The organism is Streptomyces sp. NPDC053048, from assembly GCF_044547045.1.
Classification (GTDB): Bacteria; Actinomycetota; Actinomycetes; order Streptomycetales; family Streptomycetaceae; genus Streptomyces.
In genome coordinates this window covers 49,738-70,371 of record NZ_JBITZS010000010.1, presented here as the reverse complement: position 1 = coordinate 70,371, position 20,634 = coordinate 49,738, and the positions used below count along the sequence as shown (strand labels likewise).

The following is a 20,634-nucleotide window of genomic DNA, read 5'->3' as shown; positions in this document are numbered from 1 at the left end:
CCATCCAGACGCCATGTCCAAGGGTCGGGGAGGACGCGCCATGTGGGCACTTCCGGCGGCGGCGCGCGCGTACATCGCGTGTGCCGTGCTCGCCGCCGCGCTGTGCGCGGTGCCCGCGGTGCGCAGCGGTACCGCGGTGCCCTGGGGCCAGGTCGCGCTCCTCGCGGCCGTGTGCGCCGCGTGCGAACGGCTGCCGCGCACCCCGGTGACCCTGCCGGTCCTGATCGCCTCCGCGGTGCTGCTGCCGCCGGGGGCCGCCGGGCTGGTGGCGGCGGCAGCCGCGCTCGTGGGGCGGGTGGGGCGACGGCCGGTGTGGGTGCGGCGGCTGTGGCACGCGGCGCAGTTCTCCCTGGCGACCGGTGCGGCCTCCTGGCTCTACGGGCTGTCTCCGGCCGCCCCGCGCGTGCCCGACGCCTCCGACCTGCCGCACGCGCTGGTGCCGGCCCTCGCGGCGGGGCTCGTGCTCGTCCTCGTCGCCGCCGCGCTCGACGGCGGGGTGCTGGTCACCGCCGAGGGCCGCTCCCCGCGGACGGCCTGGCGCGGGCCGCTGCCGGGGGCGCTCGTACCGCCGCTGGCCCACGCGCCCACCGGGCTGATGATGGCCCTCCTGTGGCACAGCCCCTACGGCCCCCCGGCGGCGCTGCTGGTGCTGCTGCCGGTCTCCGTCTCCGCCTGGGTCCTCGACCGCTGCCGCCGTGAGCGGGCCGCTCACCAGGCCACCGTGCGCGCCCTGGTGCAGGCCGTCGACCTCAAGGACCGCTACACCCGGGGCCACAGCGAGCGCGTGGGCCGGGCCTCGGTGCTGATCGCCCGCGAGCTGGGCATCACCGGCGACCGGCTGGAGGCACTGCGGTTCGCCGGCACGCTGCACGACGTCGGCAAACTCGCCGTCCCCACCAAGGTGCTGCGCAAGGACGGCCCGCTCACGCCGGAGGAGCGCCGCGTCATCGAGCTGCACCCCGAGTACGGGCACGAGATGGTGCGCGGCATCGGCTTCCTCGACGAGGCGCGCACCGCGATCCTCCACCACCACGAACGCCTCGACGGCAGCGGCTATCCCTACGGACTGACAGGACGTCAAATCCCCGAGTTCGCCCGGGTCGTGGCCGTCGCCGACGCCTTCGACGCCATGACCTCCACGCGCAGCTACAGCCGCGCCCGCCCGGTGCCCGTCGCCCTGGCCGAGCTCCACCGCTGCTCCGGCTCGCACTTCGACCCCCGCATGGTCGCCGCGCTCGTCAGCGCCCTCGACCGCCACGGGTGGCGTGCCGCCGGGCCCCCGGACTGCCCGGAAGATGCTGTTCCGGTCAGCCGAAACGTCCCTGTTGATCACTGTTCCGTCCTGGCTCCCCCGGGTCCGCCGGCTCCGCCGGGTCCGCGCGCGGCGGACGGCTCCATGGACCGGGGTGGTCCCGGATGAGAACACCACCGGGCGGCCGTGCCGTCGGGTGCGACGCGCCCGAGTGTCCCCCGGGGCCCGCGCCGGACGGCGACGCCCCGCTACCGGCGCCCTCGGACGCGCCGGGCGCTCCACCCGAGGGCCGCGCCCCGTGCGCCCGGACGGCCACGGTGCTCGAGTGCTGTGCGCCGGGCGCGACGGACGTGACGGACGCATACGCGCCCGCCGCGCAGGCCGTCCCCGCCGCCCGGCCCCCCACCGACGCGCCGGCGGGGCCCTGCCGCACCGGCCCCGAGGGCCGGGCCCGCTGCGCCCTGCCCCCACCCGGCGCACCGACGGCCCCGCAGGTCGCCGACCCCGGGAGCCGCCTGCCACGCGCGCGTACCGCGGGCGGTGCCCACGAGCTCGCGCCGGCGGGCCCAGCCCCTGCCGAGGGGCTCCCGCCACGCATGCGTGCAGCGAGGGCAGCGTACGAGGCCGGGGGACGGGCCCCCGGCGGGGGCGCCGGTCCGCGGCTCGGGGCCGGGCTCTCGCTCGTGCGCTGTGTGCACGTCGTCGCCGGGCTCACCGCGCTCGCCGCCCTCGTGTGGACCGCCTGGCGCGGCGTGGCCCAGCCGCATGTGGCACTGGCGTACGGGGTGCTCATCGCGCTGGGGGAGGCCGCCCGGCGCAGGCCGCGCGGAGCCGGCGCGGGGGCGCGGGAGACCGCGCCCGTGGGGTCCGCCGGGACCCTCGCCTACGCGCTGCTCGGCGAGGTCGGCGGACAGCCGGCCTCGCACGGCGCGCCCCAGGTCGTCGCCGTCGTGCTCGGCGCCACCCTCGCTGGAGCGGTGGGCCGTCCGCCCGCGCTCGACCGGCTCGCGCGCCGGGTGCTGAACGCCGGGTTCGCCGCCGTCTGCTTCCAGCCACTGCACGGCCACGTCCACAGCCCCTACCACCCGCTGCTCCTGCTGCTGCTCCTCGCCCTGACCGCCTTGTGCGACGCCGTCCTGGCCGCGGCCCTCACCCGGGCCCGCACCGGCGGCGGGCCGTACGGGCCGGTGCTGCGCGAGGAGCTCAGGGCGCTGCCGGGCGTCGGCTCGGCCATCGGCGCCACCGGGGTCGTCATGGCGCTGGCCGTGGCCGTCGGCGGGCTCTGGGCCCTGCCGGTGTTCTGCCTCCCGCTGCTGGTCACCCAGCTGTCCATCCACCGCTACGAGGCCGTGCGGGCCACCCGCCGGCAGACCGTGGCCTCCCTCGCGCGGGCCACCGAGATCGCCGGCTACACCCCCGCCGGACACGCCCGGCGCGTGGCCGCGCTCGGCGGGGCGGTCGGCCGGGAGCTGGGGCTGTCCGGGGTGGACCTGGCCGTCGTGGAGCACGCGGCACTGCTGCACGACGTCGGCCAGCTCTCCCTCGTGGAGCCGCTGCCGGCCGGGGCGACCGAGCCGTTGCCCGCCGAGGAGCGCCGCCGCCTCGCCCTGCTGGGCGGCGCGGTCGTCCGGCAGACCGGCGTGTCCCCGGACGTCGCACTGGTGGTCGAACGGCAGGCGGACGCCTACCGGGACCAGCCGCTCACGGCCCGCATCGTGCGGACCGTCAACGCCTACGACGACTTCGCCGCCGACCCGGCGTGCGGCCCGTTGCGCGCCCTGGAACGCCTCCGTCTGGCCACCGCGCGCGACCACGAGCCCCGGGTGGTGGAGGCGCTCGCGACGGTGCTCGCGCGCGGCCGTCCCGCACCACCGGGCCCGTAAGAGCACGGGCGAACCCGGACTGGACCGCCGAACCCACGGGTAATGAGCGGGCGTCCGAAGGGGCATGGTTGGATGCGAAGAGACGAAGAGAATGGCGAGAAAGCGGAAATCGGGGGGTGTCGTGCGCGCTGTCGTCGGCAAGGAGGCCGGAGAGGGCGGCCCTCGCCGCCCGGTCCATCCGGCGTGGTGGCACGCAGAACACGCAGAAACCGGCAGGCGGGAATCGTGAGGATCTTCGGCAAGGTACGGCACCGGCCTTCCGCCTCGTGGCGGCAGGCGACCGACCGTGCCTTCACACTCATCGGCGACGGCCGGTACGAGGACGCGGGCGCGCTGCTGACGCGCGCGGCGGACATGGAGCCATGGCTCTCCGAGTCGTGGTTCAACCTCGCGCTGCTGCACAAGTTCCGGCACGACTGGGAGCAGGCCCGCGCCGCCGGCCTGCGCGCGGTGGCGCTGCTGGACCGTGAGACCGGCGCTCCCGACTGGTGGAACGTGGGCATCGCCGCGACCGCCCTGCAGGACTGGCCGCTGGCCCGCCGCGCCTGGCAGGCGTACGGGCTGCGGGTGCCCGGCGACGGCGGCCCGGCGGGCGAGCCGGCCGGCATGGAGCTGGGCAGCGCGGCGGTGCGGCTCTCGCCGGAGGGCGAGGCGGAGGTCGTCTGGGGCCGCCGGCTCGACCCGGCGCGGATCGAGGTGCTCTCCATCCCGCTGCCGTCCTCCGGCCGCCGCTGGGGCGAGGTCGTCCTGCACGACGGCGTCCCGCACGGCGAACGCGTCACCGCCGCCGGGCCCTCCTACCCTGTCTTCGACGAGATCGAGCTGTGGGCCCCCTCGCCCGTGCCCACCTGGGTGGTGCTGCTGGAGGCCGCCACCGAGGCCGACCGGGACGCCCTGGAGCGGCTGGCGGCCGACGCCGGCTTCGCCGCCGAGGACTGGTCCTCCTCCGTGCGCCTGCTGTGCCGTACGTGCTCGGAGAGCCGGATGCCCAGCGACGAGGGCGACGGCGAGCACCTCGACCCGCACGACCACAGCGAGCCGGGCCACCCCGGCCCGCTCGGCCACCGCACGGCCGGCACCGGCTCGGGCTCCCTGTGGGTGCCCGAGCGCGAGTGCGGGATCGCCGCGCCGGCCGGGCTGGTGCGCGGTCTGCTGGACGGCTGGGTCGCCGACAGCCCCGACACCCGTGAATGGCGGGATCTCGAAGAGGTCTGCTGAGCGGCCTCCGCGGCCCCCGTACCCTGTAGAGACCCAGTGGATTCAGGGCAAGATATTGCTTTCGGGTTGTGAGAGAGGCATACGGCGGACATGGCGCAGCAAGACACGGACCAGCCCGTGAACGACGAGGCGAACGAGTCGACCGCATCCGGTGAGTTCATCGTGGACACCGAGGACTGCGAGGCGCGTGAGCTCGCGCACCGGGAGCGCGGCACGTCCCGGCCGATCACCGTCGTCGGCAACCCGGTCCTGCACAAGGAGTGCAAGGACGTGACCGAGTTCGACCAGAGCCTCGCGCAGCTCATCGACGACATGTTCGCCAGCCAGCGCACCGCCGAGGGCGTGGGCCTGGCCGCCAACCAGATCGGCGTCGACCTGAAGGTCTTCGTCTACGACTGCCCGGACGACGAGGGCGTGCGCCACGTCGGCCATGTGATCAACCCCGTCCTCGACGAGCTGCCGGCCGAGCGCCGCATCCTCGACGACTCCAACGAGGGCTGCCTGTCGGTGCCGACCGCCTACGCCTCCCTGGCCCGCCCGGACTACGCGGTCGTCCGTGGCCAGGACATGCACGGCAACCCGATCGCCGTCGAGGGCACGGGTTACTTCGCGCGCTGCCTGCAGCACGAGACCGACCACCTCTACGGCTACCTCTACATCGACCGTCTCTCCAAGCGCGACCGCAAGGACGCGCTGCGGCAGATGGCCGACGGCACGCCGCGCTACCCGGTCGTCGCCAACGACTGAATTTCCGAGTGAAACGCGTGTGGGGCGGCACTCCGAAAGGGGTGCCGCCCCACACGCGTATCACGTATTCAGTCCGGGAAATCCGACGCCTCGAAAACCTGGCGGATCTCGATCTCGCCGTCCCGGAAGGGCACCCGCCGGGCCCATTCGATGGCCTCGTCCCGGTCCTTGACCTGAATGACCCAGAATCCGGCCACGAGCTCGTTCGCCGGGACGAAGGGCCCGTAGGTGACGACCTGGCCGCTGCCCGAGAAGGTCACCCTGGCCCCCTCGGACGAGGCCCGCAGGCCCTCCCCCGCGAGCATCACGCCGGCCTTCTCGAGCTCCTCGTTGTACTTCCCCATCTCGGCGATCATTTCCTTGGTCGGCAGCACGCCGGCCTCGGACTCCTCGCTCGCCTTGACGATCATCACAAAACGCGGCATCGCGTGTCTCCTGTTTCTTCCGGATCCGCACTGGATTCCCGGACAGCAGACACGCGATGCCGTACGGCGGGAGAATTACCCCGCCGGGATCAGAACTCGTCGGTCAGACCGCGCCGATCAGAACTCGTCGTCGAAGGCGACGGTGCCCTCGACCGCCACCTGGTACGCGGACGCGCGGCGCTCGAAGAAGTTGGTCAGCTCCTGGACGTTCTGCAGCTCCATAAAGGAGAAAGGGTTCTCCGAGCCGTAGACCGGCGGGAAGCCCAGGCGCTGCAGACGCTGGTCGGCCACGCACTGCAGGTACTCGCGCATGGACTCGGTGTTCATGCCCGGCAGGCCGTCGCCGCACAGGTCGCGACCGAACTGCAGCTCGGCCTCCACGGCCTCCTTGAGCATGTCGGTGACCTGGCGCTGGAGCTCCTCGTCGAAGAGGTCCGGCTCCTCCTGGCGGACGGTGTCCACGACCTCGAACGCGAAGTTCATGTGCATGGTCTCGTCGCGGAAGACCCAGTTGGTGCCGGTCGCCAGGCCGTGCAGCAGGCCGCGGGAGCGGAACCAGTACACGTAGGCGAAGGCGCCGTAGAAGAACAGGCCCTCGATGCACGCCGCGAAGCAGATCAGGTTGAGCAGGAAGCGACGGCGGTCGGCCTTCGTCTCCAGCCGCTCCAGCTTCTCGACCTCATTGATCCACTTGAAGCAGAACTGGGCCTTCTCCCGGATGGAGGGGATGTTCTCCACGGCCGCGAAGGCGGCGGCGCGGTCGTCCGGGTCGGGCAGGTAGGTGTCCAGCAGTGTCAGATAGAACTGGACGTGCACGGCCTCCTCGAAGAGCTGCCGCGACAGGTACAGCCGCGCCTCGGGGGAGTTGATGTGCTTGTACAGCGTCAGGACCAGGTTGTTGGCCACGATCGAGTCGCCGGTCGCGAAGAACGCGACCAGGCGGCCGATCATGTGCTGCTCACCCGGGGACAGCTTGGCGAGGTCGGCGACGTCCGAGTGGAGGTCGACCTCCTCCACGGTCCAGGTGTTCTTGATCGCGTCGCGGTAGCGGTCGTAGAAGTCCGGGTACCGCATGGGGCGCAGGGTCAGCTCGAAGCCCGGGTCGAGCAGGTTCTTCTCGGTGGAGCTCATTACTGGCAGGCCTCGCAGGACTCGGGGTTCTCAAGGGAGCAGGCGATGGCGTCCGCGTCGGGCGCGACCTGCTGCACCGGGATGGTGGCGGCCGCACTGGCCGACCGGGCGATCCGGGTCGCCGGACGCGAGCGCAGGTAGTACGTCGTCTTGATGCCCTGCTTCCAGGCGTACGCGTACATCGAGCTGAGCTTGCCGATGGTGGGCGAGGCCATGAAGAGGTTCAGCGACTGGCTCTGGTCCAGGTACGGCGTACGGGCCGCGGCCATGTCGATCAGGGCGCGCTGCGGGATCTCCCAGGCGGTGCGGTACAGGTCGCGCACCTCCTGCGGGATCCACTTCAGGTCCTGGATCGAGCCGTTGGCGTCCGTCATCGCGTCGCGGGTGGTGCGGTCCCACACGCCGAGCTTCTTGAGGTCCTCCACCAGGTAGGTGTTGACCTGCAGGAACTCACCCGAGAGCGTCTCGCGCTTGAAGAGGTTGGAGACCTGCGGCTCGATGCACTCGTACACACCCGCGATGGAGGCGATGGTCGCCGTCGGGGCGATGGCGAGCAGCAGCGAGTTGCGCATGCCGACCTCGGCGATGCGGGCGCGCAGCGCCTCCCAGCGCTCGGCCCAGGCCGGGACGGCGTTCGGGTAGTGGTCGGGGTGCAGCACACCGCGGGCGGTGCGGGTCGCGGCCCAGGCCGGGTGCGGGCCGTTGCGCTCGGCGAGGTCGGCGGAGGCCTCGTACGCCGCGAGCATGATCCGCTCGGAGATCTTGGTGGACAGGGCCTTCGCCTCGGCGGAGTCGAAGGGCAGGCGCAGACGGAAGAAGACGTCCTGCAGACCCATCAGGCCCAGGCCCACCGGGCGCCAGCGGCTGTTGGAGCTGCCGGCCTGCTCGGTCGGGTAGAAGTTGATGTCCACGACGCGGTCGAGGAAGGTGACGGCCGTACGCACCGTACGGTCGAGCTTCTCCCAGTCCATCTCGCCGTCGGCGCCCAGGTGCTGCGCCAGGTTGACCGAGCCCAGGTTGCAGACCGCGGTCTCGCCGTCGTCGGTGACCTCGAGGATCTCGGTGCACAGGTTCGAGGAGTGGACGACCGCGCCCTTCTCGGCCGTCTGGTTGGCGGTGCGGTTGGCCGCGTCCTTGAACGTCATCCAGCCGTTGCCGGTCTGCGCGAGGGTGCGCATCATCCGGGCGTAGAGCACGCGGGCCGGGATCTGCTTGACGGCCTTGCCCTCGGCCTCGTACCGGCGGTAGGCGGCGTCGAACTCGTCGCCGTAGAGGTCGACCAGGTCCGGCGTGTCGGCGGGGGAGAACAGCGACCAGTCGGCGTCCGCCTCGACGCGGCGCATGAACTCGTCCGGGATCCAGTGCGCGATGTTGAGGTTGTGGGTGCGGCGGGCCTCCTCACCGGTGTTGTCGCGGAGCTCCAGGAACTCCTCGATGTCCGCGTGCCAGGTCTCCAGGTAGACGCAGGCCGCGCCCTTGCGCCGGCCGCCCTGGTTGACGGCCGCGACGGAGGCGTCGAGGGTGCGCAGGAACGGCACGATGCCGTTGGAGTGGCCGTTGGTGCCGCGGATCAGCGAGCCGCGGGAGCGGATGCGCGAGTACGACAGGCCGATGCCGCCCGCGTGCTTCGACAGGCGCGCCACCTGGTGGTAGCGGTCGTAGATCGAGTCCAGCTCGTCCAGCGGGGAGTCCAGCAGGTAGCAGGACGACATCTGGGGGTGGCGGGTGCCGGAGTTGAACAGCGTGGGGGAGGACGGCAGGTAGGAGAGCGTGCTGGTGAGCCGGTAGAGCTCGGCGACGTCGTCCAGGGCGCGCTCGGAGTGGTCCTCGGCCAGGCCGCAGGCCACGCGCAGCAGGAAGTGCTGCGGGGTCTCGATCACGTTGCGGGTGATCGGGTGGCGCAGCAGGTAGCGGCTGTGCAGGGTGCGCAGGCCGAAGTAGCCGAAGCGGTCGTCGGCGCCGCCGGCGAGGGCGGCGTCCACCAGGGCGTCCAGGCGCTCGGCGTGCGCGGCCACGAACGCGGCGGTCTCGTCCGCGATCAGGCCCTCGCGGTGGCCGGTGGCGACCGAGGCGGAGAAAGAGGTGGCACCCTCGCCGGCCGCCTCGTCGGCGATGGCGCGGGTGAGCAGCCGGGCGGCGAGCCGGGAGTACTCCGGCTCCTCCGAGATCAGGCCGGCGGCGGCCTCGGTGGCGAGGGAGCGCAGCTCGGCCTCGTCCGACGCGGCGCTGCGGCCGCGCAGCGCGGCGGCGGCGACCTTGCCGGGGTCGGTGGAAGGCAGATCTGCGGTGAGATCGGTCAGGGTGCGCAGCAGCGCGGTCCCGGGACCGCCGCTCGCCTCCGCGTTCGCTGAAACCGGATCTGCGGGCGCGATGGTCACGTGTGGCTCTCCCTCGCTCGGCTGGGTGGGCCGGGCGGGAGAGCGCGACGGTCGCGTACGGGCATGCCGACCGGACCGGGGCATGCCGCGTAGGCGTCCGTCGGCCCAACCCGCGGGGCCCGGACGAATTCAACGCCCATGGCCGAGCCCAGGGCAGGCTCGGTGGTGGGCGGCTGACGGCAGGTCCTCGGACTACAGGTGCGCTGGGTATATGCGCACACATACACCGTTGCGGGACAGTTCCGGATTTCCACCGGATTCCCCTGCGACATCAGCGAGGATGAGCATACATCTAGTGCCGCCCTCCGCACGCGCCCCCACATGTTGTGTCGTCCCGTCATGAGACGGTCGCGGAATGTGCTAACGGGCGGGCTCCGTAAGGCCTCCACAAGGGTACGGACACGCACGGCAGAGGGCCGCCACAGCCCCTGGACGGGGGTGCGACGGCCCTCTTGGTGGAGGCGGGGCGGACGGGCCCGCCAGGGTGGGGTCAGTGGCCGCCAGGGGCCCCCGCGGTGGCCGGGGGGAGGTCCCGGCTCACGCCCGGGTCGCCGGCGTCGGCCGTGTAGTCCGACGGCTTCGTCTCGTCCACGCCGTCCGGCGCGCGGAGGGCCTTCAGGAGGAAGGTCGCGACGATGACGACGATCACATTGAGCGCGAAGGCGGTGAGGCCGATGTAGCCCTTCTCGCCGATGAGGGGGATGAGGTTGGTGTTCCCGAAGTGGGCCTGGGTGGCGCTCGGCGTCTCGTACGCCCGCCAGGTCCCGTAGGCCATGCCGGCCGCCCAGCCCGCGAGCAGGGCCCAGCGGTGGAACCAGCGGGTGAAGAGGCCGCCGACGAGCGCGGGGACGGTCTGCAGGATCCAGATGCCGCCGAGCAGCTGGAAATTGATGGCGACCGTTTTGTCCATGGTGAGGACGAAGACGAGCGCTCCGACCTTGACCAGCAGGGAGGCGAGCTTGGAGACCTTCGCCTCGTGCTCGGGAGAGGCGTCCGGTTTGAGGAAGTCCTTGTAGATGTTGCGGGTGAACAGATTTGCGGCGGCGATCGACATGATGGCCGCCGGGACCAGCGCCCCGATGCCGATCGCGGCGAACGCCACGCCCGTGAACCAGTCCGGGAACATGTCCTCGAACAGCTGGGGGATCGCCAGCTGTCCGTTCTTCACCTTCACCCCGGCGGCCAGGGCCATGAAGCCGAGCATCGCCAGCAGGCCGAGCATCAGGGAGTAGAGGGGAAGGATGGTGGTGTTGCGGCGGATGACATTGCGGCCCTTGCTGGAGAGGACCGCCGTCACCGAGTGGGGATAGAGGAAGAGCGCCATCGCCGAACCCAGCGCGAGCGTGGCGTACGCCCACTGCGCCTGTGCGCCGGTGACGAGGGAGCCTCGCGGTTTGCCCGTTGCCGGGTTTTCGGCCGCGAACGCGTCACCGGCCTTCGCGAAGATGTCGTCGAAGCCGCCCAGCCGGATCGGGATGTAGATGATCGCCACGATGATGACGATGTAGATCAGCGTGTCCTTGACGAAGGCGATCAGCGCGGGCGCCCGCAGCCCCGCGGAGTAGGTGTAGGCCGCGAGCACGCCGAAGGCGATCAGCAGCGGCAGGTCCTTGATGAACCAGTGGGTGTTCTCGCCGCCCCCGACGCCCATGACGTCCAGTACGGCCTGAATGCCGACGAGTTGCAGGGCGATGTACGGCATTGTCGCGAGGATCCCCGTCACAGCCAGCGCAAGGGAGAGTCCACGGGAACCGAACCGGCCACGGACGAAGTCGGAGGAGGTGACATAGCCGTGCTTGTGCGCCACCGACCACAGGCGTGGCAGGAAGGTGAAGACGAGGGGATAGGTGATGATCGTGTAGGGCACGGCGAAGAACCCGGCCGCACCGGCCGCGTAGATGGCCGCCGGGACGGCCACGAAGGTGTACGCGGTGTAGAGGTCGCCGCCGAGCAGGAACCAGGTGACCCAGGTGCCGAAGGAGCGCCCGCCCAGTCCCCACTCGTCGAGGTTGTCCGCGTTCTCGGCCTGCCGCCACTTGGAGGCCATGAAGCCCATCACGGTGACGGCCAGGAAGAAGAAGAGGAAGACGGCGAGCGCCACGCCGTTCACGCCGTCCTTCACCGTCCCTCACCGCCCCGGCGCGCGGCGTCGTGCCGGCGGACGATGACATAGGCGACGACCGTGAGGAGTGTCGAGATGACGACCCACAGCATCTGGTACCAGTAGAAAAAGGGAATACCGATGAAGGCCGGTGTGAGCCGGGAGTAGGAGCCGACCCACAGCATCGCCACGAAGGGGATGGCCAGGCACACCCCCGCGACGACCAACGGCACGGTCACGACCGGTCTGCGGGCGCCCTCGGCGGGCCGCTCGGGTGGTTCCGACATGCGGTGACTCCGTCCCCTGTGCGATCACTTGCGTAATGCGCACGAAATCTAGGCGAGGCTCCCCGCAACCGTCACCCCCTATCCGCATATCGGAACGACAACACCGATGGTTCGTCAGATGCCCTTGTGGGGAACCTTGGTGTGTCCGGCTCGGCAGGAAGTAAAGCGTCCGTTTGACGGTTGGGTCACATGTGGGCGCTGTCACGGTGGTGATGGGCGCGGTGTGCGCCCCAAGTGACCTCCCGCGAGCCCTATTTGATGAAATATTTACCTGTCACCGAAGGGTAACGTGCAGGTAAAGTAGCTGTCTCGACCTTCGTGCACGATTGGATGCACGGCGGTCAGCGCAGCCATGCACTGGCGCGCTCACATCCGTAATGCTGACTTGAACACACCGCGCCCCGTACGGGAACCCAAGGGGCGCAGGAGGCAGGCCAACATGAAGTCGCTCATCGACAACGCCCGATCGTTCGCAACCCACGTGGCCGAGAACGCCGAGAGCTTCCGGGCTTTCGAAGCCGGCCAGTCACCGGAGACCCTGTTCATCACCTGCTCCGACTCGCGCGTCGTGCCGTCGCTCATCACCGGCGCGCGCCCAGGCGAACTCTTCGAGCTCCGTACCGCGGGCAACATCGTCCCCGAGTACCGCAGCGACCACCCCGCCGGCGAGACCGCCACCATCGAGTACGCGGTCCGCGTGCTGGGCGTCCGCGACATCATCGTCTGCGGACACTCCCACTGCGGCGCCGTGAGCGCCGTCGTCCGGGGCGATGACCTCTCCTCCGTACCCGCGGTCCAGGGCTGGCTCGAGCGCGCCGTCCCGGCGGACGCCCACACCCGCGCCGCGGACAAGGACTCCCCGGACATGGCCGAGGCCGTGCAGCGGCACGCCATCGACCAGCTGAAGACCCTGCGGGACTACCCCTGCGTCCGTGAGCGCGTCGAGGACGGGTTGCTGTCGCTGCACGCGTGGTACTACGAGGTGCACACGGGAGCGGTAAGCGTGCACCGGCCCGAGAGCGGCTCCCTGCCGTTCGGCCCTCTGTGAACCACCTGGCCGCGAACCCCAAGGACCCTCACCCATGTTCTCCGCTCTCAAGCAACCAGCCGTCCTCCGTCAGGACGCGCTCGCCTCACTCGTCGTCTTCCTCGTGGCCCTGCCGTTGTGCGTCGGCGTGGCTGTGGCGTCCGGGGTGCCCGCCGAACTCGGCCTGATCACCGGCATCGTCGGCGGTCTCGTCGTGGGCGCCATGCCCGGCAGCACCTTCCAGGTCAGCGGCCCCGCCGCCGGCCTGACCGTGCTCGTCTTCGAGGCCGTCCGCGAGTTCGGTCTGGGCATGCTGGGCGCGATCGTCCTGGTCACCGGGCTGCTCCAACTCGCCCTGGGCGCCCTGCGCTTCGGTCGCTGGTTCCGGGCCATCTCCGTCGCCGTCGTGCACGGCATGCTCGCCGGCATCGGCCTCGTCCTGCTCTTCGGCCAGCTCTACACCATGGCCGGAGTCAAGCAGCCGCGCTCGGGCCTGGAGAAGATAGCGGGCGTCCCGGGCCTCGCCGTGGACATCGCCACCGACCGCGCCGCCCTGACCGCCTTCGCGGTCGGCGCGGGAACCATCGCGGTACTCGTCCTGTGGAAGAAGCTGCCGGGCAAGGCCCAGTTGGTGCCCGCGCCCCTGGTGGCGGTCGCCCTGGCCACTGCCGTCACCGCGGCCGGTGGCCTGGACATCGCCAACGTCGAGGTGAAGGGGCTCTTCGACGCCATTCAGCCGCCCGGTATGAACGACCTGACGTCGCTCGGCAGCGTCGCCGTGCTCGGCACCGTCCTCGCCTTCACGCTCATCGCCTCCGCCGAGTCCCTGTTCAGCGCGGCCGCCGTGGACCGCATGCACGACGGTCCGCGCACGCACTACGACAAGGAACTGCTCGCCCAGGGCGTCGGCAACACGCTCTGCGGCGTGCTGGGCGCCCTGCCGATGACGGCCGTCATCGTCCGCAGCGCGGCCAACGTCCAGGCCGGCGCGAAGACCCCGCTCTCCCGGGTGCTGCACGGCGGCTGGCTGCTGCTGTTCGCCGTCCTGCTCCCGGCGGCCATCGGCGTCATCCCGCTCGCGGCGCTCGCGGGCGTGCTGGTCCACGCCGGCTGCAAGCTGGTGCCCGTCAAGGAGATCGGCCCGCTGTGGCGCGAGCACCGGGGCGAGGCGGTGATCCTCGGGATCACGGCCATCGCCATCGTGACGACCAGCATGTTCGAGGGCGTGGTCCTCGGTCTGCTGCTGGCGGTGGTGAAGTCCGCGTGGGAGACCTCGAAGATCCAGGTCGACGTCCGTGAACTCACCGACGGCCGGATGACCGTCACCCTGTCGGGCAACGCCACGTTCCTGCGGCTGCCCCGCATCCTGGAGACGCTCGAGGCCCTTCCTCAGGACCGGCCCATCGAGCTCGACCTGACGCCCCTGCGCCACGTGGACCACGCGTGCCGCACGGCGCTGGAGAACTGGGCGGCCCGGCACAACGACGCCGACACCGAACCCGTCCGGCTGCGGCACGCGCAGCTGACACCGGCGGCGTAGCGGATCCGCCGGCGGCGGCCGCATCCCGGCACCGGGGTGCGGCCGCCGCCTCGTTCGTTCAGTGGGTGGCCTCGCCGCTGTTGACGGCCCAGACCATCAGGGAGCCGACGCGGACCAGGCGTTCGGTCAGCGCGTCGATCTGGTGCCGTTGCTCCGGCGGAAGGTGCCAGTCCTCCCACCACGCGGTCTCCTGCTGCGTTATGGGACCGGACCACTCGGCCTCCCACGCCCGGCCGAGCTGGACGGCGAGCGGGACCACCGAGCGGGCCAGCGTCCCGTACGCGCCGAGCACGGCGACCATATGACTGCCCGGCAGCCAGTCCCGCCACGACGCCACCAGCTCGTCGGCGAGACGGGCCACGTCCTCCAGCCACAGCACGTGCTGGGACACCCAGCCCTGTGGGTCGGGGCACGCGGGCATGCCCGGCAGCAGGCGCTGTTCGAGCCCCTCACGGCGGGAGAAGAACTCCCGGGCGAGGCCCAGTTCGTAGTCGGAAGGGATCCAGGAACCCTCGTTCAGGGCGATGGCGGCGGCGTCGACCGCATCGACTGCTTGGCTCATTCCGCTACGGTACGGGCCTTTGGCTGGGTTTCGCCCTCGGGGTTCCCTACTCCGCAGGCCGCCGCAGCCTGGCCACGCTGTGTCTTCCCGGGGGCAACCCCCGGACCCCCGGCCGGGCCCACGCACCCTCAGTCCGTAGGCCGCCGCAGCCTGGCCACGCTGTGTCTTCCCGGGGGCAACCCCCGGACCCCCGGCCGGGCCCACGCACCCTCAGTCCGCAGGCCGCCGCAGCCTGGCCACGAACTTGTAGCGGTCGCCCCGGTAGACCGAGCGCACCCATTCCACCGGGTCGCCCTGGGCGTCCAGCGAGTGGCGGGAGAGCATCAGCATCGGCAGGCCCACGTCCGTGCCCAGCAGGCCGGCCTCGCGCGGGGTGGCCAGGGAGGTCTCGATCGTCTCCTCCGCCTCCGCCAGATGGACGTCGTAGACCTCGGCCAGGGCCGTGTAGAGCGAGGTGTACTTCGCCAGGCTCCGGCGCAGGGCGGGGAAGCGCTTCGCCGACAGATGGGTGGTCTCGATGGCCATCGGCTCGCCGCTGGCCAGCCGCAGCCGCTCGATGCGCAGGACGCGCCCGCCCGCCGCGATGTCGAGGAGCCCGGCGAGCCGGTCGTCGGCCGTGACGTAGCCGATGTCCAGCAGCTGGGAGGTGGGCTCGAGGCCCTGGGCCCGCATGTCCTCCGTGTAGGAGGTCAGTTGCAGCGCCTGGGAGACCTTGGGCTTCGCCACGAACGTGCCCTTGCCCTGGATGCGTTCCAGGCGGCCCTCGACGACCAGCTCCTGCAGGGCCTGGCGTACGGTCGTGCGTGAGGTGTCGAACTCGGCCGCCAGCGTGCGCTCCGGCGGGACCGGAGTGCCGGGGGGCATGGTTTCGGTCATTTCCAGCAAGTGCCGTTTGAGCCGGTAATACTTGGGGACGCGCGCGATGCGCGCGCCCGCCGCGGCGCCGCCGCTCTCCGTACCGCCCTCGGTCGCCATGGCGTGCCTTCCCGACTCCGATGATCCTGCTGCCGTCACCCGGCTCCTCCGTCTATAGCGGTCACATGGTGGCACGGGCAGAGCCCGAGGAGCCCGGAGACGCCCAGGTCGACCTCGAGGTGTCGGTCCGGTAACGGAGCCGACAGCGACTCTTATACACCCTTGACACCCCAAAAGGTCTAGGCCAAGCTGCGGGCACTGGTCTAAACCATTAAAGACCACATTCGGTCCTTGAGGAGAGTGCTGTGAAGCGAGGGCTCATAGCGGCGACGGGTGTCGCGGCCATGTTGGTGAGTGTTGCTGCCTGTGGGTCCAGCGACGGTGACAAGGGATCGGGCGACGGCGGCAAGGACAAGAGCCTGACCGTCTGGTTCATGGATGGCTCGAATCCGCCTGCTTGGACGAAGGCCGTTCAGGCCGAGTTCGAACAGAAGACCGGGGCCAAGCTCGACATCCAGGTCCAGAAGTGGGACGGCATCCAGCAGAAGCTCACCACCGCCCTCTCCGAGTCCAGCCCGCCGGACGTCATCGAGATCGGCAACACCCAGACCCCCTCCTACGCCCAGACCGGCGGGCTCGCCGAGCTGGACGACCTGAAGAAGGAGATCGGCGGGGACTGGACCGACTCCCTCAACAAGCCCGCCGTCTTCGAGGGCAAGCAGTACGCCGCGCCCTGGTACGCGGCCAGCCGCGTCGTCATCTACAACAAGAAGATCTGGGCGGACGCGGGCATCAAGGACACCCCCAGGACCCGTGACGAGTTCTTCCAGGACCTCGAGGCCATCCAGAAGAAGGGCGACGCCGAGCCGCTCTACCTGCCCGGCCAGAACTGGTACTTCTTCGACGGCCTGACCATCGGCACCGGAGCCGACCTGGTGAAGAAGGACGGCAAGAAGTGGGTGTCCAACCTCGCCGACCCCAAGGTCGCCAAGGCCATGGACCTCTACAAGAAGTACCAGTCGTTCTCCAAGGCCCCCAAGGACAAGGACGAGGCCACCCCGCAGCAGGCCGACGTCTTCGCCAAGGGCAGGACCGGCGCCTTCATCGGCATGGGCTGGGAGGCGGCCACCGCCGTCAAGGCCAACCCGGAGATCGAGAAGGACCTGGGCTACTTCACCATCCCCGGTGAGAGCGCCGGCAAGCCCGAGGGCGTCTTCCTCGGCGGCTCCAACCTCGCGGTCTCCGAGGGCAGCAAGAAGAAGGACCTCGCCAAGGAGTTCCTGAAGATCGCGCTGTCCGACAAGCACGAGGGCGCGCTGGCCAAGGAGGTCGGCTCGATCCCCAACAAGGACTCCCTGCTGGGCAACCTCAAGGGCAACGCCGCCGCCGAGGCCGCCGCCCCCGCCGCCAAGGGCGGCGGCACCACCCCGCTGATCGCCGAGTGGGCCGCGGTGGAGAACGCGCCGAACCCGATCAAGGCCTATATGACGGCCGTCCTGAACGGAAAGTCGCCGGAGGACGCCGCCAAGCAGGTCGAGGCCGACATGAACAAGCGCCTCAGCCAGAAGCAGTGACCCCGCCGCCCGGGTGCGTGTATGCCCGTACGCGCACCCGGGCGCGCACCACGTAACACCGTTCGACAACTTGCACAGGCTTGCACAGGGGAGAAGGCGGACGACGATGTCAGCGCAGATCGAAGAGGTGACGGCCGCCGAGCCGGCACCCCGGACCGGCAGGGGCGGCGCCCCGCCGCCCCGCGCCGGCCGGACCCGGGCCGCCGGAGCCGTCCCCTACCTGCTGATCCTCCCCACGGCCGTCCTCACCGTGCTGCTGCTGGGCTGGACGATGGTCAAGAACGGCCTGCTGTCCTTCCAGGAACTCAACCGGCGCCAGCTGATCCGCCACGTCACCGAGTGGATCGGCTTCGACAACTACTCCGAGGTCCTGGGCAGCTCCGACTTCTGGGCCGTCACCGGCCGCTCGGTCGTCTTCACCGCCGTCAACGTCGTCCTGATCATGGTGGTCGGCTGCCTGACCGGGCTGCTGCTCGCCCGCCTCGGCACCAAGCTGCGGCTGCTGCTCTCGCTCGGCCTGGTGCTGGCCTGGGCCATGCCCGTCGTCGCCGCGACCACCGTCTTCCAGTGGCTGTTCGACCAGCGCTTCGGCGTCGTCAACCACCTGCTGGACAAGCTCGGCTGGCACGCGATGGCCGGCTACAGCTGGACCAGCAGCCAGCTGTCGACGTTCTTCGTCATCACCGTGCTGCTCGTCTGGCAGTCGGTGCCCTTCGTGGCCATCAACCTCTACGCGGCCACCACCACCATCCCCAAGGAGCTCTACGAGGCGGCCTCCCTGGACGGCGCGGGCAGCTGGAAGCAGTTCACCTCGGTGACCTTCCCCTTCCTCAAGCCCTTCTTCCTCGCCACCGCCTTCCTCGAGGTCATCTGGGTCTTCAAGGCCTTCACCCAGGTCTTCGCGATCAACGAGGGCGGGCCGGACCGGCTCACCGAGACCCTGCCCGTCTACGCCTTCCAGGAGGGCATGGGCAGCCAGCACTTCGGCATGGGCGCGGCCATCTCCATCCTCACCATCGTGATCCTGCTGGCCCTGACCGCGTACTACCTGCGCCTGGTTCTCAAGCAAGAGGAGGACGAGCTGTGAAGCCCTCTGCCCTCAACCGCCGGGCGGGCTCCGGCTCGCTGCTCGGCCGCGTCTGGCCGGGGGCGGCGGCCGTCGTCCTCTTCATCGGCTTCGCCTTCCCCGTCTACTGGATGTTCTCCACGGCCTTCAAGGCCAACAAGGACATCGTCGCCGACACCCCCGTCTGGTTCCCCACCAGCCCCACGTTCGAGCACTTCACCCGGGCGATGGAGGCCGACGGCTTCTGGACGTTCGTCGGCAACTCCCTGACCGTCACCGCGATCGCGGTCGGGCTGTCGCTGGTCATCGCGCTGCTGGCGTCCTTCGCCGTCGCGCGCATGCGCTTCCGCGGCCGCAAGGGCTTCATCCTGGTGATGATGATGGCCCAGATGGCCCCCTGGGAGGTCATGGTCATCGCCTACTACATGATCGTGCGCGACGCCGACATGCTCAACAGCCTGGCGCCGCTCGCCGCCATCTACACCGTCATGGTGCTGCCCTTCACCGTCCTGACGCTGCGCGGCTACGTCGCCGCCGTGCCCAAGGAGCTGGAGGAGTCCGCCATGGTCGACGGCTGCACCCGCGTCCAGGCCTTCATCAGGGTGATCTTCCCGCTGCTCGCCCCCGGCGTGATGGCCACCTCGCTCTTCGGCTTCATCACCGTCTGGAACGAGTTCCCGATGGTCCTGATCCTCAACAAGGACGCCGGGGCGCAGACCCTGCCGCTGTGGATCACCAGCTTCCGCACCACCTTCGGCGACGACTGGGGCGCCACCATGGCCGCCTCCTCGCTCTTCGCCGTGCCCATCCTCGTCCTCTTCGTCATCCTCCAGCGCAAGGCCGTGGGCGGTCTTACGTCCGGCGCAGTGAAGGGCTAGCCCTACCGACATGACGACGCTCACCTCACAGGGCACGCTCACCCGCGACGCCCTCACCGTCCTCCAGCCCGGCTTCACGGGCACCACCGCCCCCGACTGGCTGCTGCGCCGGATCGGCGAGGGCCTGTCCTCCGTCGGCCTCTTCGGCCGCAACATCGCCTCGCCCGAACAGCTCGCCGCCCTCACCGCGCAGCTGCGCGCCGAGCGCGGCGACATGCTCGTCGCCATCGACGAGGAGGGCGGGGACGTCACCCGTCTCGAGGTCCGCACCGGCTCCTCCTTCCCCGGCAACCTCGCCCTCGGCACGGTCGACGACACCGCGCTGACCCGGGCCGTCGCCCGCGAGCTCGGCCGCCGCCTGGCGGAGTGCGGGGTCAACCTCAACTGGGCGCCCTCGGCCGACGTCAACTCCGACCCGGACAACCCGGTCATCGGCGTACGGTCCTTCGGCGCCGACCCGCACCTGGTCGCCCGGCACACCGCCGCCTACGTCGAGGGCCTGCAGTCCGCCGGCGTGGCCGCCTGCACCAAGCACTTCCCCGGGCACGGCGACACCGCCGTCGACTCCCACCACGCGCTGCCGCGCATCGACGCCGACCTCGCGACGCTGCGCGAGCGCGAACTGGTGCCCTTCCGCGCGGCCGTCGCCGCCGGCACCAAGGCCGTGATGAGCGCCCACATCCTGCTGCCCGCGCTGGACGACGCCCTGCCCGCGACCCTCAGCCCGGCCGCCCTGCACGGCCTGCTGCGTGCGCCCGTCGCGGACGGCGGCCTCGGCTTCGACGGCCTCGTCGTCACCGACGGCATGGAGATGCGGGCCATCGCCGCGACCTACGGCATCGAACGCGGCAGCGTCATGGCCCTCGCCGCGGGCGCCGACGCCATCTGCGTCGGCGGCGGCCTGGCCGACGAGGACACGGTGCTGCGGCTGCGCGACGCGCTCGTCGCGGCCGTGCGCTCCGGGGAACTGCCCGAGGAGCGGCTCGCCGACGCGGCCGCACGGGTGCGTGCCCTGGCGCGCTGGACCACGGGGCCGGGCGCGGGACGTGAGGAGGGGACCGCGCCCGCCCCGGAGGTCGGCCTGACGGCGGCCCGCCGCGCCCTGCGGGTGACGGCGGCCGCCGGGCACGAGCCGCTGACGGCTCCCGCCTACGTCGCCGCCTTCACGCCGCTGGCGAACATCGCGGTCGGCGACGAGACGCCGTGGGGAGTGGGCGCCGAGCTGGCCCGGCTGCTGCCGGGAACCCTGACGGGGACGTACGGGCCGGAGTCTGCCGGTACCGAGGAGGTCCTGCGGGCGGCGGGGGAGCGGCGGATCGTGGCCGTGGTGCGCGATGTCCACCGGCATCCGTGGATGGCCCGCGCCCTGGGCACGCTGCTGGCCGCCCGCCCGGAGACGGTCGTGGTGGAGATGGGCCTCAACGAGGCCCCGCCGAGCGGTGCGCTCCACATCGCCACACACGGAGCCGCCCGCGTGTGCGGGGCCGCTGCCGCGGAGGTCATCGCGGGGGCCTAGCCCGCGGCGCGTTCGGCACCGCCGGACAGGTCGTGGGGGTTTCTCGCCGTGGGGGGGGGGGGGGGGGGGGGGGGGGGCGGGGCCGGGCCCCCGCCCCCCCCCCCCGGGCGGGGGGCCCCCCCCCCCGCCCGCCG

The 20,634-nt window shown here is 71.3% G+C and carries 17 protein-coding genes and 1 riboswitch; of the genes, 10 read left to right on the top strand and 7 right to left on the bottom strand.

Annotated elements, in window-relative coordinates:
* Positions 1 to 40 precede the first annotated feature (40 nt).
* From ACIG36_RS26110 to def, 4 genes are all read left to right on the top strand, one after another.
* Positions 41 to 1,420 carry an HD-GYP domain-containing protein gene (locus ACIG36_RS26110; protein WP_399932509.1) on the top strand — a complete coding sequence of 460 codons (1,380 nt, stop codon included), beginning with the start codon at positions 41 to 43 and terminating at the stop codon, positions 1,418 to 1,420.
* A 428-nt stretch (positions 1,421 to 1,848) separates the two neighbouring features.
* Positions 1,849 to 3,135: an HD-GYP domain-containing protein gene (locus ACIG36_RS26105; RefSeq protein ID WP_399932506.1), complete on the top strand. Its 1,287-nt coding sequence runs from the start codon at positions 1,849 to 1,851 to the stop codon at positions 3,133 to 3,135.
* 225 nt (positions 3,136 to 3,360) lie between these two features.
* Positions 3,361 to 4,353, top strand: a complete 993-nt coding sequence (locus ACIG36_RS26100; RefSeq protein ID WP_399932503.1) for a tetratricopeptide repeat protein — start codon at positions 3,361 to 3,363, stop codon at positions 4,351 to 4,353.
* Between the two features lie 90 nt (positions 4,354 to 4,443).
* Positions 4,444 to 5,100: a peptide deformylase gene (gene def / locus ACIG36_RS26095; RefSeq protein ID WP_399932499.1), complete on the top strand. Its 657-nt coding sequence runs from the start codon at positions 4,444 to 4,446 to the stop codon at positions 5,098 to 5,100.
* A gap of 68 nt (positions 5,101 to 5,168) precedes the next feature.
* Here def and ACIG36_RS26090 read toward each other — a convergent pair whose 3' ends face one another.
* From ACIG36_RS26090 to ACIG36_RS26070, 5 genes are all read right to left on the bottom strand, one after another.
* On the bottom strand, positions 5,169 to 5,525 hold the full coding sequence (locus tag ACIG36_RS26090) for a YciI family protein (protein WP_399932497.1): 357 nt from the start codon (positions 5,523 to 5,525) through the stop codon (positions 5,169 to 5,171).
* A gap of 117 nt (positions 5,526 to 5,642) precedes the next feature.
* Complete coding sequence (locus ACIG36_RS26085) at positions 5,643 to 6,656, bottom strand: ribonucleotide-diphosphate reductase subunit beta (protein WP_399932494.1); 1,014 nt, start codon at positions 6,654 to 6,656, stop codon at positions 5,643 to 5,645.
* Positions 6,656 to 9,034 carry a ribonucleoside-diphosphate reductase subunit alpha gene (locus ACIG36_RS26080; protein ID WP_399932491.1) on the bottom strand — a complete coding sequence of 793 codons (2,379 nt, stop codon included), beginning with the start codon at positions 9,032 to 9,034 and terminating at the stop codon, positions 6,656 to 6,658. Before ACIG36_RS26080 ends, ACIG36_RS26085 begins: the two co-directional genes overlap by 1 nt.
* 160 nt (positions 9,035 to 9,194) lie before the next feature.
* Positions 9,195 to 9,352: riboswitch (cobalamin riboswitch) on the bottom strand.
* 172 nt (positions 9,353 to 9,524) lie between these two features.
* The gene (gene mctP / locus ACIG36_RS26075; RefSeq protein ID WP_399932488.1) at positions 9,525 to 11,156 is read right to left on the bottom strand and encodes a monocarboxylate uptake permease MctP; all 1,632 of its coding nucleotides are present in this window, start codon (positions 11,154 to 11,156) and stop codon (positions 9,525 to 9,527) included.
* A complete protein-coding gene (locus ACIG36_RS26070) occupies positions 11,153 to 11,422 on the bottom strand; it encodes a DUF3311 domain-containing protein (protein WP_399932485.1) in 270 nt (89 codons plus the stop codon). Before ACIG36_RS26070 ends, mctP begins: the two co-directional genes overlap by 4 nt.
* 439 nt (positions 11,423 to 11,861) lie before the next feature.
* Between ACIG36_RS26070 and ACIG36_RS26065 the strand changes: the two genes are divergently transcribed.
* Both ACIG36_RS26065 and ACIG36_RS26060 read left to right on the top strand, forming a co-directional pair.
* A complete protein-coding gene (locus tag ACIG36_RS26065; protein WP_399932482.1) occupies positions 11,862 to 12,470 on the top strand; it encodes a carbonic anhydrase in 609 nt (202 codons plus the stop codon).
* A 34-nt stretch (positions 12,471 to 12,504) separates the two neighbouring features.
* Positions 12,505 to 13,989: a SulP family inorganic anion transporter gene (locus ACIG36_RS26060; RefSeq protein ID WP_399932479.1), complete on the top strand. Its 1,485-nt coding sequence runs from the start codon at positions 12,505 to 12,507 to the stop codon at positions 13,987 to 13,989.
* Positions 13,990 to 14,047: 58 nt separating this feature from the next.
* On the opposite strand, the gene ACIG36_RS26055 is transcribed toward ACIG36_RS26060, so the two are convergent.
* A complete protein-coding gene (locus tag ACIG36_RS26055) occupies positions 14,048 to 14,551 on the bottom strand; it encodes a hypothetical protein (RefSeq protein WP_399932477.1) in 504 nt (167 codons plus the stop codon).
* Between the two features lie 210 nt (positions 14,552 to 14,761).
* The gene (locus tag ACIG36_RS26050) at positions 14,762 to 15,526 is read right to left on the bottom strand and encodes a GntR family transcriptional regulator (RefSeq protein WP_399932474.1); all 765 of its coding nucleotides are present in this window, start codon (positions 15,524 to 15,526) and stop codon (positions 14,762 to 14,764) included.
* Positions 15,527 to 15,771: 245 nt separating this feature from the next.
* Here ACIG36_RS26050 and ACIG36_RS26045 point away from each other — a divergent pair, with 245 nt between their 5' ends.
* The 4 genes from ACIG36_RS26045 to ACIG36_RS26030 all read left to right on the top strand — a co-directional run bounded on the left by ACIG36_RS26045 (position 15,772) and on the right by ACIG36_RS26030 (position 20,500).
* The gene (locus ACIG36_RS26045) at positions 15,772 to 17,040 is read left to right on the top strand and encodes an extracellular solute-binding protein (protein WP_399932471.1); all 1,269 of its coding nucleotides are present in this window, start codon (positions 15,772 to 15,774) and stop codon (positions 17,038 to 17,040) included.
* Between the two features lie 106 nt (positions 17,041 to 17,146).
* Positions 17,147 to 18,127 carry a carbohydrate ABC transporter permease gene (locus ACIG36_RS26040; RefSeq protein ID WP_399932468.1) on the top strand — a complete coding sequence of 327 codons (981 nt, stop codon included), beginning with the start codon at positions 17,147 to 17,149 and terminating at the stop codon, positions 18,125 to 18,127.
* Complete coding sequence (locus tag ACIG36_RS26035) at positions 18,124 to 18,984, top strand: carbohydrate ABC transporter permease (protein ID WP_399932466.1); 861 nt, start codon at positions 18,124 to 18,126, stop codon at positions 18,982 to 18,984. Before ACIG36_RS26040 ends, ACIG36_RS26035 begins: the two co-directional genes overlap by 4 nt.
* Before the next feature lie 10 nt (positions 18,985 to 18,994).
* Complete coding sequence (locus ACIG36_RS26030) at positions 18,995 to 20,500, top strand: glycoside hydrolase family 3 protein (RefSeq protein WP_399932463.1); 1,506 nt, start codon at positions 18,995 to 18,997, stop codon at positions 20,498 to 20,500.
* Positions 20,501 to 20,634: the final 134 nt, after the last annotated feature.